The organism is Cellvibrio sp. ARAG 10.3, from assembly GCF_051846955.1.
GTDB lineage: Bacteria > Pseudomonadota > Gammaproteobacteria > Pseudomonadales > Cellvibrionaceae > Cellvibrio.
The window spans coordinates 157,557-174,611 of sequence record NZ_JBPYCU010000003.1; the positions used below are offsets into that span (position 1 = coordinate 157,557).

The window sequence follows — 17,055 nt, forward strand, 5'->3', positions numbered from 1 at the left end:
CCCATTTATTGTTATCAGGGTTTATTGTAGCCAGAAAACAGCAAACCATCACGCACCGGGCGATGAGTTTTTCCTATCAAAAAAAAAGCGCGCCTGGAGGCGCGCTCAAAGGAGAGGCTATCACAAACGAGGTTAGAACATTGCTCTTACAATCAGGGCCGCACGACGGTCGTTGACAAACCATGAGCGGCTTGCTTCTGTTCCTTCATTATCAAGGATCATGATCGTTTTGGTCTGTGTGTCGAGAATGTTGGTCAACTGTAATCCCACGGTAATGTTGTCATTAACGTTATAGAATATTGAACCGTCCAGGAAACCAGCATCATCATTCCATAGTGGATATTTACTGATTACATCGCGAGTAGTTAGCAAATATTTACTGCGCCAGTTATAAGCCAGACGAAGTGACCAATCATTCTTCTCATACATACCAACAATATTGAATGTATGATCGGATACACCTTTTAAAGGTAAAGCCGAGATATCCGGTAAGGGATAACGATCTTCTTCACCTTCCAGATCAGTAACAGGCTCAACGAGCCCTGACAATGCACTGTTCTGTAGGCCTGAATCAATGTAGGTGTAGTTAACCTGAAGCCCCAATCCATCCCATGGCGCCGGCAACATATCGTAGAACTGTTGATAGGCAAGTTCAAAACCTTGCATATAACCATCGCCGCCATTTACCGTAGTGGTGAACTCCACAGCTTGAGTTTGGCCAGTCACAGGATTGGTGAAGCTTCGTGGAAACGCACCTGTTACAAATGTGTTGCTTAAATCCTTATAGAAGATAGAAGTTGTAAACGAGCCTACTGATGCAAAATACCACTCCAGTGATGCATCGTATTGAACTGACTCCATAGGCTGGAGATAGGGATTACCACCCGAGCCTTCCCACAGCACCGGAGCAACAGATGCAATATCGCGGCCCTCATCGGAGTCCTCATCCTCACCACCAACGTCGGACGGTGGTGGCGCATCTGGCGGCAACTCATCCTCAGGTACATAGGTAACAGCGAGTTGACGCGAGCCTAACACTGCCTGATTTTTTACTTCTGACATGTCTGGCAATGCAATGGCTTTGGATACGGCAAAGCGCGCAATCAAGTCATCGGTCAATTCCAATTTGAGGTTTAAACTGGGTAATACGCCACTGTATTCGTCTATCGCTTGCTCAAGGGTAAAAGCATCATTACCAAATGCACGCTCCTCCGCTGTTAGCCAGTTTTTGGAATCGCGCGCATAGGCGATAGCAGCTTGGACAGTGGGGTATCTATTGTCAGCAACCGCCTGCTCACCCCACGCATAGATAGCTTCATAATCGGTAAGATCTGTTGGTGCATCCGCCGGATAGGGAATACCAACCAAGTCCGGATACATCACCGACCCCATCGCTTCGCGTTCCAATTCTACGTAACGCAATCCAATATTACCGTTGAAGCGCAAAGCCATCTCGTCCGATCCAAAATCCAGGCGCACATAGGCCGCTTTGTTGGTTTCGGTTGTGTTATAAACTTCAGGAGCCTGGAAAATTCCGTGCGAAACAAGATCTTCCCGCTGCGGATACGGAATCCAGGGGTCGTTATCCGGATCCGAGTTATAGAGTTCACGCTGGCCTTTAACAACATCTCTGACCAAGTTTTCACTGGGAAATAGAAAGCCTCCGCCATCGACAGTTAAGACTCCACCGCGATGAAAATCACTGAAGTCTACGAACTCATATTCCTGATCAGCGACAAGGGGATCATTTAAATAGACAGCTGCCTTCCATTCCGCACCAATAGTTCCCCAATTGTAGGAAGTGCTCCGCACTGTTTGTTCACGCTCCGCAAACCGCGCACCAAATTTCACCGACTTTAATAAACCGGCGTCGCCATCAAAGTTATATTTGACATCGGCTCGTGTCGCAAAAGATTCGCCTTCTGAGCGCTCATAATGATCCATTGCAGAACGCCACCAATAGTTTTCCGGATTCTGGAACCAGTCCGGCTCTGCTTCACGACGGGTACTGAAAGGATCTTGTAAAACTAAAGTTGGTGTATCGCCCGTGGTATCGAATGTTTGCAGCGCCCACTGACCCAAGGCAATCTGCAAATCGTCATCAGATGTCTCCGCTTCAATATATTGCAAGTCCAACTCATATTCCCATTGATCATTGGGAGTAAATTTGATGTTGAATGCGTAGTCATCAACAACCGTACGGGTATCTTTATACCGCGTGTCCATTTGGAACTTGTTACCAAATTGTGCGTCACCGGGGGCATAGCCACCACGCCACCCCCCAGATGCCTCATGAACCATGGTGCCACTACCAAATACACCATCGTCACTGAAAGTGAATTCGGTACCTTCCAGAACAGCTATCTGCCGCTCACCACCGTATGCATCACCTTGGTATTTAACTGCGTTTTCAGTCCAGGATAATCGCGCATCAGAACGCATGAATTGCGCCGTAGTCAGAATGGTTTGATCTGTATTTTCCCATTGGAATGCTGCTGCATATCCCTTCCGGGTACGGTCATCATTCTTCATGAAGAAGTTCGAGCCATTAGGCACCCAAACAGTATCAAAGCCTTCTGCACCAGCAAAATCAGTTGCGTCATACTCAAGAAACGCATCTGACTGAATACCATGAGATGCGCCTTTCAGTTCAGAGTGGGCCAGGTTAACCAGGAACCCAAACTCACCTGCAGCAGTCTCCCAACGGTCGCTAAAAAGAGCTGAAATTGTGGGGCTTTCCTCTTCAGCAATATCGCCATAGGAAATATCACCAGATATTGCAATAACGCGATCCGGCGAATCAAAAGGTTTACGAGTACGTAGACTAACCGTTCCCCCGATACCACCTTCAATCATATCCGCCGATTGGTTTTTGTAGATGTCTACGCCGCCCATTAATTCCGGGGGCACATCCTGAAACGAGAGGCCACGACCAGAGTTTGCGGTAAAGGAATCCCGTCCATTAAATTCAGAACGCGTAGCAGTCATACCACGAATTACAGCACCTGAACCTTCAACACCGAAGTGATCAGGGTCTTCTGAAGCGGCAAAGCGTTCAATAGACACACCAGGCAAACGCTGCATGGCTTCCAACACGCTACGATCTGGTAACGATCCAATATCTTTGGAAGAGATGGAGTCAACAAAAGTATCTGCATTACGTTTTATATCTTGAGCGTTTTCTAAGCTGGAACGCACACCACTAACAACAATCTCTTCAATAGAACCCTCACCAGCCGCTGCTGGTTCTTGTGAAAAAGATGGTGAACTCAAAGCCATTACACACATGGCTAAAAGAGATTTTTTAAATTTAGGAACCTGGGAAAACGGGTAAGGCGCATGATTTTTATGGGAGACCATAAACAACCCCTTCTTATATATTATTAATAGGTATTTTTGTTGCAAATCGATTTGTGTAACGCCAACTGACATGGAATGTCACTGTTGGTTATGCAATCCTATACGCCATTCTCACAGTATGTCAATATGACCATAAGGTAAAGTACTAGAATGTTAGGCGCCCTCTAAGGCGTGGTTAAATCATTACAGTTATATAGAGAAGAAAAGCCAACATTCATCAGAAAAATAAATTTCATTGGCAAAGTTCTATTATCATTTTTTCAATGAATACAGATGGGCTGCACAAAATTTCTATGCCAGTCAGAAGCAAAAAAAAAGCATATCGAATAAACGATATGCTTTTTTCACTACAAGGGACTAATTTTTAGAAATTAGCTCGTACGATAAATGCTGCGCGACGATCATTAACAAACCAGGATCTGCCCGCTTCTGCACCTTCGCCATCCAGGATCATGATGGTCTTGGTTTGGGTATTGAGCAGGTTGGTAAACTGCAAGCCTACAGTAATGTTTTCATTGATGTTGTAAAACACTGAACCATCAAGAAAACCAGCATCATCATTCCATAGAGGATATTTACTGATGACATCGCGAGTTGTCAGCAGATATTTAGACCGCCAGTTATACGCCAAGCGTACAGACCAGTCATACTTATCGTACATACCAACGATGTTAAAGGTATCCTTCGATTGCCCTTGCAACGGCACTTTATCGAAATTCACCCTTGCGCCAGTATCGTTCGACGTTCCTTCAAAGTCGTCGACACTGCCATCGCCTGAGTTAGGCACACCGCTCGCTTCAATATAGGTGTAGTTAACCTGCAGACCCAAGCCATCCCAAGGTGAAGGCAGCATGTCATAGAATTGCTGATATGCAATTTCAAAACCTTGCATACTTCCATCACCACCGTTACGGGTCCCCTCCACTTCAGCAACCTGGGTAACACCGGAAACCGGGTTGGTAAATTCCCGCGGAAATGCACCATAGACAAAGAAGTTACTTAAATCTTTATAGAAGAAAGTAGTGGTAAGCGAGCCCACATTAGCAAAATACCATTCCAATGAAGCATCATATTGCACTGATTCCATAGGCTTCAGGTAAGGGTTACCTGAACTGCCTCTCCAACCGGCAACTTCAGCTCCAAGAATACCGCCATTCGCATCAGGATTATTAGGGTCAATATCCGGACGGAGAATATTGATCGCTATGGTGCCCAAATTCGCCTGGTTTTTCACGGATTCCATATCAGGCAAAGCAATAGCTTTCGCCACAGCAAAACGTGTAATCAGCTCATCCGTTAATTCAACTTTCAGATTAAAGCTGGGAAGCACCGTGCTGTAATCAGAAGAGTCTTCTTCGATAGTAAATGCGTTATTTCCAAAACCACGTTCCTCATTGCTCAGGTAATTGTTTTCATCACCAATCCAACGAGACCCCTCATCAGCAAGAACAGCAGCAGCCGCTGTTTCCAATGTTGGGTGTGTTCCTGCATCAACCAAAGCCTGTGCCTGTTCCACAACCCAAGCCTCAACTACCGGGCGAGTCAGCGGGGTGGAAATACCGGCCGGTACTGGATTGGTAGGAATCAAATCAGGATACTGAACCGACCCCAAGGCATCACGCTTCAGGTTGACATAGCGTAAACCAAGGTTACCGCTAAAACGGTATGCGGTTTCATCCGATCCGAAATCAAACCGGACATAGGCTGCTTCATTAGTCTCTTGAGTGACATAGACTTCCGAGGGCAAGAAATAACCCTCTGCACCATCGCGCGCATTAGCCGGAACAAAACTACCCGCATCTGCAACCAACTCTCGGCCACGAATCACGTCTCTAACCAATTTATCGCTGGGGTGCAATGTATAACCACCAGGGATATCTATTACGCCACCACGGTGGAAATCGTCCCAACTGACCGCTTCAATCTCTTGACCGGCAACAATATCGCGATCAGCCCAGTAGATGTCTGTTTGCCAGCGAGGCCCTAAAGCACCCCAGTTATAAACGGAATAACGAACCGTTTGCTCCCGCTCGGCAAAGCGCACACCAGCGGAAACAGATTTCATGAAGCCTTGATTTTCAAAATTATGTTTGACATCAATACGTCCGGCGATGGAGTCACCCTCGGATCGCTCGTAGTGGTCCATTGCAGACTGCCACCAATATGAGGTCGGGTCCTGGAAGAAGTTGCTATCACCCGCGGGGTCACCCGAAAACCCAGGGAAACCCTCCGCGTAAGTTTCGGCATTAGCTTCGCGCAATCCATTCCAGGGCTGAACCAAACGTAAAGAGGGTGTATCACCACGTGTGTCATACTCCTGCATGGCATGGGTTGCCAGCATGATGGTCAGATCATCGTCCTCAGTTTCTGCTTCAATATATTGCAGGTCCAGGGAGTATTCCCATTGATCATTAGGCGTAAATTTCACATTAAACGCGTAATCATCAATGATTGTACGGGTACTTTTATAGCGTGTATCGGTTTGGAATGGGTGGCCCCACTGCGCCACACTGATTGGATTATCACCCCATCCGCGCGGAACGCGGTCTTCATGGCCATCCGCAGTACGCCAGCCATCAGAGTCTGTCAAGAAGCCCGCCTGGAAGATACCTTTATCATCGAATTCAAACTCAGTACCTGCTAGAGGGCGAGTGCGGCGAAGATCTTGTTGTGAGTTCTCATCGAAATAGCCACCTTGATATTTGATGGCATTTTCTGTCCAAGCCAGCTCTGCATCAGAGCGCATGAATTGGAAGGTTGCCAATACCGTATCGCTGGGGTTCTCCCATTGAAAGGCAGCCGCATAACCATTGCGCTCACGATCATCAAATTTCATGGTAGCGTTGGAGCCATTGGGCATCCAGACGGTGCCCGTGCCGTTCTCACCCACAAAAGCCTCTGCTCCAGGCAATGTCTGATTTGGGTAGCCCGAATATACGTTTGTATCAGGATCAGGGTTATTATCCCGAGACATATACTTCACATAAGCATCACTCTGTATCCCGTGCGAAACACCTTTCAATTCCGAGTGCGCCAGATTTACCAAAAACCCAAATTCACCCGCACTCGTGTCCCAGCGATCACTGAATAATGCGGAAACCGTCGGGGTAGCCTCTTCGGCCATATCGCCGTAGGAAACATCACCAGACAGTGCAAAAACGCGCTCATTTGAGTCAAATGGTTTGCGAGTCCGCAAACTCACCGTGCCACCGATACCACCTTCAATCATATCGGCGGTTTGATTTTTATAGAGATCCACTCCGCCCATCAATTCAGGCGGTACATCCTGAAAGCTTAAGCCGCGGCCAGAGTTAGCCGTGAATGAGTCTCTTCCGTTGAATTCGCTACGAGTAGCACTCATACCGCGAATAACTGCACCGCTTCCTTCTACCCCGAAGTGGTCAGGGTCATTAGCAGCAGCAAAGCGCTCGATTGAAACGCCCGGCAAGCGTTGCATTGCCTCAAGCACACTACGATCAGGCAGCGACCCTATATCGGAAGCAGAAATGGAATCGACAAACGTATCGGCATTGCGTTTGATTTGCTGAGCATTCTGCAAGTCAGTCCGCACACCGCTGACCACGATTTCTTCAATGTTTCCAGCATCACCTGAAGTGTCCTGGGCCATCGCCGGCGCACCTAACGCCATGATGCACATCGCCAACATTGATCGTTTGAAGTGAGGACGTTTTTCTGCGGAATGTAGTTTTTTATCATTATTCATAGCCAACCCCTTATTAAAATTATTAGGTATTGTTTAGCCAAGCCATTAGTCATAGCCAAGGCCTTAACACTTATAGTGTAGCCAACCTTAAGTAATGGACAAACCTGGCGTATTTATTGACAACGCTGTCAAAAAGAATTTTATGCAGAAATCAAGATGGGTAGCGCCCAATATGAGGCGCCAATCATAAAGTTGGACGTTCAAACTTCCGCAACAGAAGTTCGTACTTCAGCTTTCCTGATAATCAGCAGTTTTTTAGTTAGCTTTTATTCTATTTGCGAGCATTATCAGTTGAGCTGATAACAAAAAGCCTCCGCTGGGGAGGCTTTTTGGGAAATGAAAACAGAAGAGAATCAGTGAAAGGGATGACGCAATACAACGGTTTGAACACGGTCAGGGCCGGTGGAGACGATATCAATCGGCGTCGCCATTAACTCTTCCAGACGGGCGATGTAAGCCCGGGCGTTGGCAGGAAGCTCTTCAAGGGTACGCGCGCCCACGGTGGACTCGCTCCAGCCAGGCATTTCCTCGTATACCGGTTGTATCTCTGCCCAACCTTCAGCGTCAAAGGGAATACCCGTCGGATTGCCTGCGGCGTCCTGATAACCAATGCAGATTTTGACCGTCTCTAACCCATCGAGCACATCGAGCTTGGTCAAGCATACGCCGGTAACACTGTTGATGCGGTTGGCATGGCGAACGGCTACGATGTCGAACCAGCCACAACGGCGTTTGCGGCCGGTCGTCGCACCAAATTCATGGCCTTTTTCACCCAGGTACACGCCGATCTCACATTCCAGCTCTGTCGGGAAAGGCCCTGACCCCACACGGGTGGTGTAGGCCTTGGTAATTCCCAGCACATAATCCAGATACATAGGACCAAAACCGGAACCGGTGGCGGTTCCACCGGCGGTGGTATTGGAGGAGGTCACAAAGGGGTAGGTGCCATGATCGATATCCAGCAGTGAACCTTGAGCGCCCTCAAACAGGATGTTGTCGCCTTTTTCACGGGCGGCATGAAGCATCTCAGTCACATCAGCAATCATCGGCAGGAGCTCTTCTGCCCAACTGGTGCAATCAGCCAAGGTTTGTTCGTAATCCACTGCACTGACTTTAAAGTACTCGGTCAGGACAAAGTTATGGTAACTCAGCACGTCCTTCAGCTTGATCGCAAAACTTTCCAGGTCCATCAGATCACCCAGGCGCAAACCGCGACGAGCGACCTTGTCTTCATAGGCCGGGCCAATACCACGGCCGGTTGTACCGATCTTGGCGTCACCGCGAGCAGCCTCACGTGCCTGGTCGAGGGCGACATGATAGGAGAGGATCAAGGGGCAAGCTGGCGATAAACGCAACCGTTCGCGGACCGGCACGCCGGTCGCTTCCAGCTCTGCAATCTCTTTAAGCAAGGCTTCCGGGGACAAGACAACACCGTTACCGATCAGGCAGGTAACACCGTCGCGCAGTACGCCGGAGGGTATCAGGTGCAAAACTGTTTTCTTACCATCGATCACCAAGGTATGGCCCGCATTGTGGCCGCCCTGGAAGCGGGTGACGAGTGAGACCTGATCTGTTAGCAGATCAACAATCTTGCCCTTGCCTTCATCACCCCACTGGGTGCCCAATACGACAACGTTTTTGCCCATGACTTGGTTTAACTCTCTGTAAGCTTGATAAAAATTACGGTGCCGGCAACACAATCCGCAGGTTTCTGCACAGTGCCGGCCCAGTGATAGACGCTAAAGTGGAACAACTTCGTAGATTCCCTTGCTCACAATCAACTGGCGATCACAATGTAGCTCCGCAGCAGCGGCAACATCGTTTGCGCAAATAACCCGCTCGCCTTTTACACGCAATGCCTGGATAGCCTGCCATTGTTCGAAGTCGTCGGTCACGACGGCAAGGATGCCTTTGGGCTGCCATTGCGTTAATAATCCCAGTTTGCTTAATGCGGTGATGTCCACAGCAAACCCGGTCGCCGGCCGGGCTCGACCAAAGACTTCACCGATATGATCGTAGCGACCGCCACTGGCAATAGGATTGCCATAACCCGGGGCAAATGCGGCAAAGACCAGACCCGTCAGGTAATGGTAGCCACGCAACTCTCCCAGGTCGAAATACAACTCAGCCTGGGGGTAGCGGCGTTCAATCACTCTCGCCACCGCCGCCAGTTGTTCTACTGCATCCGCAGCGGCTGGGGCGATCAACATGAAACGTTCACTGGCGGCCGCCAGTATTGACTGGTCACCGGCGAAACCAGGTAAATCAATAAAGAGCTCAGCAATGGCTGCATCAGCAATATTCGCAGCCACCCAGGCGTGAATCTCGGCCATGGCCTTGCGCTGAAGCAGATCGAAAAATGCGTCTTCCTGAGCGTCACTCAGGCGTGCCGCATTGGCCAGCGCCCGGTAGATCCCCACATGGCCAAGGTCGATATGCAGCCTCGGCAGCTCAGCCAGTAACAGAGACTCTAACAGCAGAGAAACTACTTCAATGTCGGCCGAGATACCCGCTTCGCCATAAAATTCCACCCCAGCCTGGATGGGCGTGCGTGTAGCCAGGGGATTTTTAGGTTTGGTGTGCACCACGTGACCGGCATAACAGAGGCGATTGGCTCCGACACGATTGAAACTGTGCGCGTCCATCCGGGCGGTCTGTGGAGTGATGTCGGCACGAATACCCAAGGTCCGCCCCGTTAACTGATCGGTTACCTTAAACGTTAATAAATCGACATCTCGGCCAAGGCCGATAAGCAGAGAGTCGGTGTATTCCAGCAAAGGCGGAATCACCATGTCATAACCCCAGTTACTGTATAGGTCCAGCAATCGGCGGCGTAAATGATCTATTGATTTGGCTTCGGCAGGCAGAATTTCTTCCACACCATCGGGCAACAGCCAGCGGTCGGCGTAAGTCATAGCGACTCTAATGTCATTATTTCAGTACATACAGTAAACCGACACCGATCATCATGCTGACCAGGCCCACGATACGCAGGTGGCGGTCAGAGACCATGGCGATACTTGCAACCAAGCGACGCCAACGGGTCGGATATAGAAAAGGAAGTATGCCCTCGATCACCAGCATCAGGCAGAAAGCTCTACCGATTTCTTCCCACATAACCAAGATTCTCCATCGCAGGGCGATGTGCGGTCATCTTTCAACCAGAGCATAAAAAACCGAGCCAGTGGCTCGGTTGCAGGATTTTACACCCTTTGCCGGGGAATGTTGAGCTGAAATCCAGCTATTTTTTCCCGGCGGGGTCTTTCAGGAAGCGGAAGAATTCACTGCCGGGATCAACTACCAGTAAATCATCCTTACCATCAAAGGTGGCTGAGTAAGCATTAAGACTACGCACAAAAGCATAGAATTCGGCGTCCTTATTATAGGCGTTAGCATAGATCGCCGCCGCTTTTGCATCCCCATCACCGCGTAAACGCTCGGCATCGCGATAGGCGTTAGCTTCCAGCACCGCACGCTGACGATCAGCATCCGCGCGGATAACTTCCGCCTGCTCTTTACCTTTTGAGCGATACTCACGTGCTTCTTTTTCGCGGTCGGCCGCCATACGGGCGAAGACCGAGTCACTCACATCCGTCGGCAAGTCAATGCGCTTGACGCGGATATCGATCACTTCAAGTCCCAACAAACCTTCACTGACGGCGTTCAGGTTAAAGGTCAGCTCGCTCATCAACTCATCGCGCTTGCCCGATACCACCTCGTGCAATGTGCGGCGACCGAACTGGTTACGCAGACCATCCGCCACCCGCTGGGCCAAACGCTCCGCCGCAACCGTTTCATCACCGCCGGTAGCTTTGTAGTAAGTCTCAACATTCTTGACGCGCCACTTGATGTAGGAATCCACGATCAGACGCTTGTTCTCAATGGTAAAGAAACTTTCGGGACGCATGTCAGCAGTCAACAAGCGGCCATCAAATTTCCGTACCTTGTCCGCAAACGGAATCTTGAAATGCAAGCCAGGAGGAACATCGGCATTCACCAGACGACCAAAGCGCAACACCACCGCACGCTCGTATTCAGTAACTATATAAAAGCTGCTTGAGCCAAGGATCAGGACAACCACAATGACCAGCAGCGAGAGAAAACCACGGTTACTCATTAGCGGATCTCCCGACGAATATTGGATGGCATGGACTCCTGGCGGGGAATCTCACGAAGCGTTGTTGGGGTATTGGTAGCGGGCGCAGCTGAGCCTTGTTGCACCATTCTGTCGAGGGGCAAATACAACATGTTGTTACCACCCTCGACATCTACCATCACCTTGGAGGTGTTACCCATTACCCGCTCCAGGGTTTCAATATAAAGACGCTCGCGAGTGACCGCTGGTGCACGCTTGTATTCTGCCAACAGACGCTCGAAACGATCAGACTCACCTTCCGCACGCGCAACCACCTCGGCGCGGTAAGCCTCGGCTTCTTCAATCATCCGTTGCGCACGACCACGCGCCTCAGGAATGACCGCATTGGCATAGGCCTGGGCCTCATTCTTCAGCCGCTCTTCATCTTCTTTTGCCTTGATCACATCATCAAATGCCGCGCGCACTTCTTCCGGCGGACGACCTTCCTGAATATTCACATCACGTACCAGAATGCCGGTGCCGTAATTATCCAGATAGGTTTGCAGACGCATCTTCACTTCTGCAGCAATTTTTTGGCGGCCTTCCGAAAGTACCTGATTCAGCTCAGTTGAGCCAATGACATGACGAATCGCACTGTCTGTTGCATGACGCAGGCTGATTTCCGGGTCTTTTACGTTCAGCACATACGCTTTCACATCAGCCACGTTGTATTGCACGGTCAAAGGCAATTCCACGATGCTTTCATCCTGCGTCAGCATCAAGCCGCGCGCGGGATATTGGCTTTCAGTGGTGACGTTCACCTTGAAGACCTGGGAGATAATCGGCGCATTCCAGCGCAGACCGGAGTCTTTGATTTCCTGGAAAGCACCAAATTGCAGGACAACAGCCCTTTCTTTGGCATCGACCTGATAGATACCGGCGATACCGTAGATAATCAGTGCAACTACGGCCAACACCACCAGAATACCGCCGAAACCACCGCCGCTATTCTCGTTGGAGCCTTTACCGCCGGAGCCACCGCCAAACAAGCCGTTCAGCTTTTCCTGCAGTTTCTTGAATGCTTCATCCAGATCCGGAGGACCATCGTTATTCTTGCCCCCACCACCCCATGGGTCTTTATCCTTACCTCCCGGTTCATTCCAGGCCATACATACTCTCCAGTCTTATTAATCAAAATTCGTTCGATCTCCCGGCCTACCGCAAATCCGGTTGGGCCGATGATCAGGTGTCGGGATTCTAACAAAGCCTGAGCGCAAACCAACAGGCTATTTACGGGCGATTACCTTCACCCACCCAGGTCAGCTTGTCCAGCGCCAGGGATTCTGCACTCAATATACGTAATAAATCACTTTTGGGGATGCGAAGATTCAGCTCTGACGAACCATCATCGCGATAATTCTCGTCCGCCACCGCTTGCTGTTGATAAAGCATGGCGCGCAAACGGCCTTGATCTGCCTTGAGCAGCAGCCGTCCCAATACCATCTCTTCACCCAGCAGTTCGGCAATCGCTTGCAGCAGCAGGTCACAACCTGCGCCGGATTGGGCAGATAGCCATACCGCCACCGGCGCGCCATTATCACCACGATCAATGCGTGGCTCCATGTTCAGCAGGTCTATCTTGTTGTACACGCGTAGCTGCGGCAAATCAGCTGCACCGATTTCCTCCAGAACCAAATCCACCTGCTCAATATTGCGCAGGCGCTCATCTGCAAATCCATCGACAACGTGGAGCAACAGTGTGGAGCTGGCCGCTTCTTCCAGCGTCGCGCGAAATGCTTCAACCAGTTTATGAGGAAGGTGACTGATAAAACCCACGGTGTCAGCAAAGATCACAGCGCCAATATCGGCCAGCTCAAGGCGACGCATTGTAGGGTCCAGCGTGGCAAAAAGCTGGTCCTGCACATACACCTCCGCACCCGTCACGCGATTGAACAGGGTGGATTTTCCGGCATTGGTGTAACCGACCAGAGAGACGGTAGGGATAGCGGCACGCTGACGCGAGCGTCGCCCCTGCTCCCGTTGCGAACGCACTTTCTCAAGCCGTTGCTCAATCATGGTGATGCGGTTACGCAGCAGACGACGGTCGGTTTCCAACTGGGTTTCACCCGGGCCGCGCAAACCGATACCACCTTTCTGTCGCTCAAGGTGAGTCCAGCCTCTCACCAGGCGCGTGGACATATGACGCAGCTGCGCCAACTCCACCTGCAGCTTACCTTCAAAGGTGCGCGCGCGCTGGGCAAAGATATCAAGAATAAGCCCGGTCCGATCCAGCACGCGACACTGCAACTCTTTCTCCAGGTTGCGTTCCTGGCTGGGGGTAAGGGTATGGTTAAAGATAACGAGTTTGGCTTCATGGTCGGCCACTGCCTGTTGCAATTCCTGCAACTTGCCGGTACCGATAAAAAACCTGGCATTAGGGGATCGGCTATTTCCTGTTATCAAAGCAACAGGATCGCCGCCAGCGGAGAGCACAAGCTCTTCAAATTCACGGGGGTCTTCCGGCTCCTGGCCGTGAGACACGTTCAGGTGAACCAGCACTGCCAGTTCACCTGACTCAGGGCGATCAAAAAACAATTAATACCTCGAGGGGTTATTGCTCGACTTGCTCTTCTTCGCCTTCCAGCTCTCCCGCTGCATTCAGCAGAGGTACACGAACAGCGCGAGAAGGTACAACGGTGGAGATGGCGTGCTTGTAAACCATTTGGCTCACGGTGTTTTTCAACAGCACTACAAACTGATCAAATGACTCAACCTGACCTTGCAACTTGATGCCATTTACCAGGTAAATGGATACAGGTACGCGTTCCTTTCTCAGGACGTTCAGGTAAGGGTCTTGTAAACTATGCCCTTTTGACATGTTTATTCTCCAATTATGTAAATAACAAGATTACCCACCTAAGTCTTCCGATACGGCATGGAAGGGGGTGGAACAAAGTATGAAAATCTGACTAGGGTTCTCACGGGGCTATTATATGGCTGCGCCAGTTATAAAATTCAAGGCGTAACCCACAATTTCTTCACGTGAGAGTGAAATACCGTTTTCCCGCTCGGTATACAACCAGTATAGATCAGGCCAACCGCGCAACCAGGTAAATTGTCGTTTGGCTAACTGGCGTGTTGCAATGATACCGCGCTCGACCATTTCCTCCCTGGTCAAATCGCCCTCCAGATATTCCCACACCTGACGATACCCCACCGCCCGTATTGCCGGTAAATCAGGGTGCAAGTCCTCGCGTCGATGCAGACGTGTGACCTCCTCGACTAAACCTTGTTCCAGCATTTTGTGGAACCGTGTCGCAATCCGTTGATGTAATAGCGTTCGATCGCGGGGAGCAATAGCCATTTGGGTGACGCGATAACGTTCAGTAAAGGGGACGCCCGTCTCCTGGTGCTGTTCGCGCCGCAATGCTGACATTGTCTTACCACTGACGCGGTAAACCTCCAGCGCACGACTCAGGCGTTGCGAGTGATTAGGGTGAATCTCTGCGGCGGTTTCCGGATCGACCTGCGCAAGCTGCGCATGAATAGAAGGCCAACCATATTGCGCCGCCTCCTGCTCAATCGCTGCCCTCACCTGCAAATCTGCCGCTGGCATATCTGCCAGACCATCGAGCAACGCCCTGAAATAGAGCATGGTCCCGCCGACCAACAGCGGAATTTTTCCGTCGGCAATAATCGCCGCAATTTCAAGCTCCGCGTCTGCGCAAAAATCAGCGGCGGAATAAGGCTCGGCGGGATCGCGAATATCAATCAAGCGGTGCGGTGCCGCTGCCAATTCAGCGGCGCTCGGCTTTGCTGTGCCAATATCCATTCCCCGATACACCAGGGTCGAATCCACACTGATCAACTCCACCGGCAGATGTTTGCGCAGGGCAATGGCCAGATCGGTTTTGCCGGATGCCGTCGGCCCCATCAAAAAGATCACCTGGGGTCGCGTTGCCTGTTGCGATTGGGTTTCGCTCACGATCATTGCCCGCGCATAAATAACTTGTCCAACTCGTCCAGGGATTGCAGCAACCAGGTGGGCCGGCCGTGATTGCATTGCCCGCTGCGCTCAGTGGCCTCCATATCGCGCAGCAGCGCATTCATCTCGGGAATTGTCAGGCGGCGGTTGGCTCTCACGGACGCGTGACAGGCCATGGTGCCAAGGATCTCATTGATGTGATGCTGAATGCGCTCGCTGGTACCGTGTTCAATCAGGTCCGCCAACACATCGCGCACCAGTTGTTCGACCTTCGCACGGTTAAGCACCACCGGGATCTGCCGGACCAGGAGGGTTTCCGGTCCGGCGCGCTGCAATTCAAAGCCCAGACTTTTAAAGGTATCCGCATGCTGTTCTGCGCAATCGGCCTCTTTCTGACTGACAGCGATGCTTTCCGGCACCAGCATCGGCTGGGTTTGTAAACCGCCGCAGGAAAAGGCGGATTTCATCCGCTCATAAGTAATACGTTCGTGCGCCGCGTGCATGTCCACAATAATCAATCCCTGCGCGTTTTCCGCCAGAATATAAATCCCTTTCAATTGTGCGATGGCGTACCCCAAAGGTGGAACGTCATCGTCCGACACCTCGGGCAAGGGCGAAGCCGGCTGATGCAGATCACCGTAAACTTTCATCTGTTCACGCACCGCCGCAGGCGATGCACTGAAAGACGAGGGGAAATAATAATTCGCAGCCTGGGGCGCAACCGGCGCGGTTGATGCAGCGGCGAAACTGATACGTTCCTGCCCCTGAAATTCCCCGGCAGCAAGACCTTGAACCGCCGGCGTTTGCTGCGTTAAGAAAGTATTGACTGCGGTTGTTTTATTGAGTGAATCTTCCGGTTTCACTTGCGCCAGAGCACGATGCAAACTGCTGTAGATAAAATCGTGGACACTGCGATTATCGCGAAAACGCACTTCATGTTTGGTGGGATGAACATTGACATCCACCGTGGCCGGATCCAATTCAAGGTACAACACAAACGCGGGATGACGGCCGTGATACAGCACGTCCTGATAAGCCTGCCGCACCGCGTGGCTGACCAATTTATCGCGGATACAACGACCGTTTACAAAGAAATGTTGCAGATCGGCCTGACTGCGTGAAAACGTCGGCAGGGCCACCCAGCCCCATAAACGTAACCCATTGCGCTCCATTTCAATATGCACCGCATTTTCCATAAATGCCGGCCCACACACTTGCGCCACGCGGCGCTCCTGCTCCAGCTGACTGTCGCCAGCGCGCCAGGCATAAATTGCGCGATTGTTATGGCGCAGGTTAAACGCGACATCAAAACGTGAAAGTGCCAGGCGTTTTACTACGTCTTCCAGATGCGTATATTCGGTTTTTTCAGTACGCAAAAATTTACGGCGCGCCGGAGTATTAAAAAATAAATCGCGCACTTCCACTGTGGTGCCACGCGGATGCGGCGCCGGGGATACTTCGGTTTGCATATCGCGCCCCTCTGCCACCACCTGCCAACCCAGGCTGTTGTCGTTGGTGCTGGTAATCAGCGCAAGGCGCGCGACGGAACTGATACTGGCGAGGGCCTCACCGCGAAAGCCGAGGGTAGCTACTGCCTCCAGGTCATCCAATTCATAAATCTTGCTGGTGGCATGGCGGCTCAACGCCAGCGGCAAATCTTCCTGATCAATGCCCGAACCGTTATCGCGCACGCGCATCAGTTTGATACCGCCATCTTCAACGTCGATATCGAGGCGAGTAGCACCGGCGTCCAGACTGTTCTCAAGGAGTTCTTTAATCACCGACGAAGGGCGTTCCACCACTTCACCCGCAGCGATCTGGTTGGCAAGACGGGGGCTGAGTAATTTAATTCGATTCATGTTGTGATGGTGCCTGAAAAAATAAAAATCCCGCGCAAGCGGGTAAGAAAGT

The 17,055-nt window shown here is 50.9% G+C and carries 11 protein-coding genes; all 11 read right to left on the reverse strand.

Annotation, left to right across the window (positions count from 1 at the left end):
* Positions 1–132 precede the first annotated feature (132 nt).
* The 11 genes from ACSV5M_RS05375 to mutL all read right to left on the reverse strand — a co-directional run bounded on the left by ACSV5M_RS05375 (position 133) and on the right by mutL (position 17,003).
* Positions 133–3,360, reverse strand: coding sequence for a TonB-dependent receptor (locus ACSV5M_RS05375; protein WP_439174580.1), 3,228 nt, complete (start codon positions 3,358–3,360; stop codon positions 133–135).
* Between the two features lie 364 nt (positions 3,361–3,724).
* The gene (locus tag ACSV5M_RS05380; RefSeq protein WP_439174581.1) at positions 3,725–7,084 is read right to left on the reverse strand and encodes a TonB-dependent receptor; all 3,360 of its coding nucleotides are present in this window, start codon (positions 7,082–7,084) and stop codon (positions 3,725–3,727) included.
* A gap of 353 nt (positions 7,085–7,437) precedes the next feature.
* Positions 7,438–8,730 carry an adenylosuccinate synthase gene (locus ACSV5M_RS05385; protein ID WP_439174582.1) on the reverse strand — a complete coding sequence of 431 codons (1,293 nt, stop codon included), beginning with the start codon at positions 8,728–8,730 and terminating at the stop codon, positions 7,438–7,440.
* Positions 8,731–8,823: 93 nt separating this feature from the next.
* Positions 8,824–9,999 (reverse strand): ATP phosphoribosyltransferase regulatory subunit, encoded by a 1,176-nt coding sequence (locus ACSV5M_RS05390; RefSeq protein WP_439174583.1) that lies wholly within the window; start codon positions 9,997–9,999, stop codon positions 8,824–8,826.
* Positions 10,000–10,015: 16 nt separating this feature from the next.
* Positions 10,016–10,201 (reverse strand): DUF2065 domain-containing protein, encoded by a 186-nt coding sequence (locus ACSV5M_RS05395; protein WP_087467909.1) that lies wholly within the window; start codon positions 10,199–10,201, stop codon positions 10,016–10,018.
* A gap of 124 nt (positions 10,202–10,325) precedes the next feature.
* Entirely contained in the window at positions 10,326–11,201 is an 876-nt protein-coding gene (gene hflC / locus ACSV5M_RS05400) for a protease modulator HflC (protein ID WP_439174584.1), read from the reverse strand.
* The gene (gene hflK, locus ACSV5M_RS05405; RefSeq protein ID WP_439174585.1) at positions 11,201–12,328 is read right to left on the reverse strand and encodes an FtsH protease activity modulator HflK; all 1,128 of its coding nucleotides are present in this window, start codon (positions 12,326–12,328) and stop codon (positions 11,201–11,203) included. The genes hflC and hflK overlap by 1 nt, the downstream gene beginning before the upstream one ends.
* 121 nt (positions 12,329–12,449) lie before the next feature.
* Positions 12,450–13,754 carry a ribosome rescue GTPase HflX gene (gene hflX / locus ACSV5M_RS05410; RefSeq protein WP_439174586.1) on the reverse strand — a complete coding sequence of 435 codons (1,305 nt, stop codon included), beginning with the start codon at positions 13,752–13,754 and terminating at the stop codon, positions 12,450–12,452.
* A gap of 16 nt (positions 13,755–13,770) precedes the next feature.
* Positions 13,771–14,037, reverse strand: a complete 267-nt coding sequence (hfq, locus tag ACSV5M_RS05415; RefSeq protein ID WP_087467905.1) for an RNA chaperone Hfq — start codon at positions 14,035–14,037, stop codon at positions 13,771–13,773.
* Between the two features lie 111 nt (positions 14,038–14,148).
* On the reverse strand, positions 14,149–15,144 hold the full coding sequence (gene miaA, locus ACSV5M_RS05420; protein WP_439174587.1) for a tRNA (adenosine(37)-N6)-dimethylallyltransferase MiaA: 996 nt from the start codon (positions 15,142–15,144) through the stop codon (positions 14,149–14,151).
* A gap of 2 nt (positions 15,145–15,146) precedes the next feature.
* Positions 15,147–17,003 carry a DNA mismatch repair endonuclease MutL gene (gene mutL / locus ACSV5M_RS05425; RefSeq protein ID WP_439174588.1) on the reverse strand — a complete coding sequence of 619 codons (1,857 nt, stop codon included), beginning with the start codon at positions 17,001–17,003 and terminating at the stop codon, positions 15,147–15,149.
* Between the last annotated feature and the right edge of the window lie 52 nt (positions 17,004–17,055).

Coding starts and splice junctions, on each gene's coding strand:
- hflC (WP_439174584.1), bottom strand. CDS start 11,201: ATGAGTAACCGTGGTTTTCTCTCGCTGCTGGTCATTGTGGTTGTCCTG.
- ACSV5M_RS05375 (WP_439174580.1), bottom strand. CDS start 3,360: ATGGTCTCCCATAAAAATCATGCGCCTTACCCGTTTTCCCAGGTTCCT.
- ACSV5M_RS05395 (WP_087467909.1), bottom strand. CDS start 10,201: ATGTGGGAAGAAATCGGTAGAGCTTTCTGCCTGATGCTGGTGATCGAG.
- hflK (WP_439174585.1), bottom strand. CDS start 12,328: ATGGCCTGGAATGAACCGGGAGGTAAGGATAAAGACCCATGGGGTGGT.
- ACSV5M_RS05390 (WP_439174583.1), bottom strand. CDS start 9,999: ATGACTTACGCCGACCGCTGGCTGTTGCCCGATGGTGTGGAAGAAATT.
- ACSV5M_RS05385 (WP_439174582.1), bottom strand. CDS start 8,730: ATGGGCAAAAACGTTGTCGTATTGGGCACCCAGTGGGGTGATGAAGGC.
- mutL (WP_439174588.1), bottom strand. CDS start 17,003: ATGAATCGAATTAAATTACTCAGCCCCCGTCTTGCCAACCAGATCGCT.
- hfq (WP_087467905.1), bottom strand. CDS start 14,037: ATGTCAAAAGGGCATAGTTTACAAGACCCTTACCTGAACGTCCTGAGA.
- ACSV5M_RS05380 (WP_439174581.1), bottom strand. CDS start 7,084: ATGAATAATGATAAAAAACTACATTCCGCAGAAAAACGTCCTCACTTC.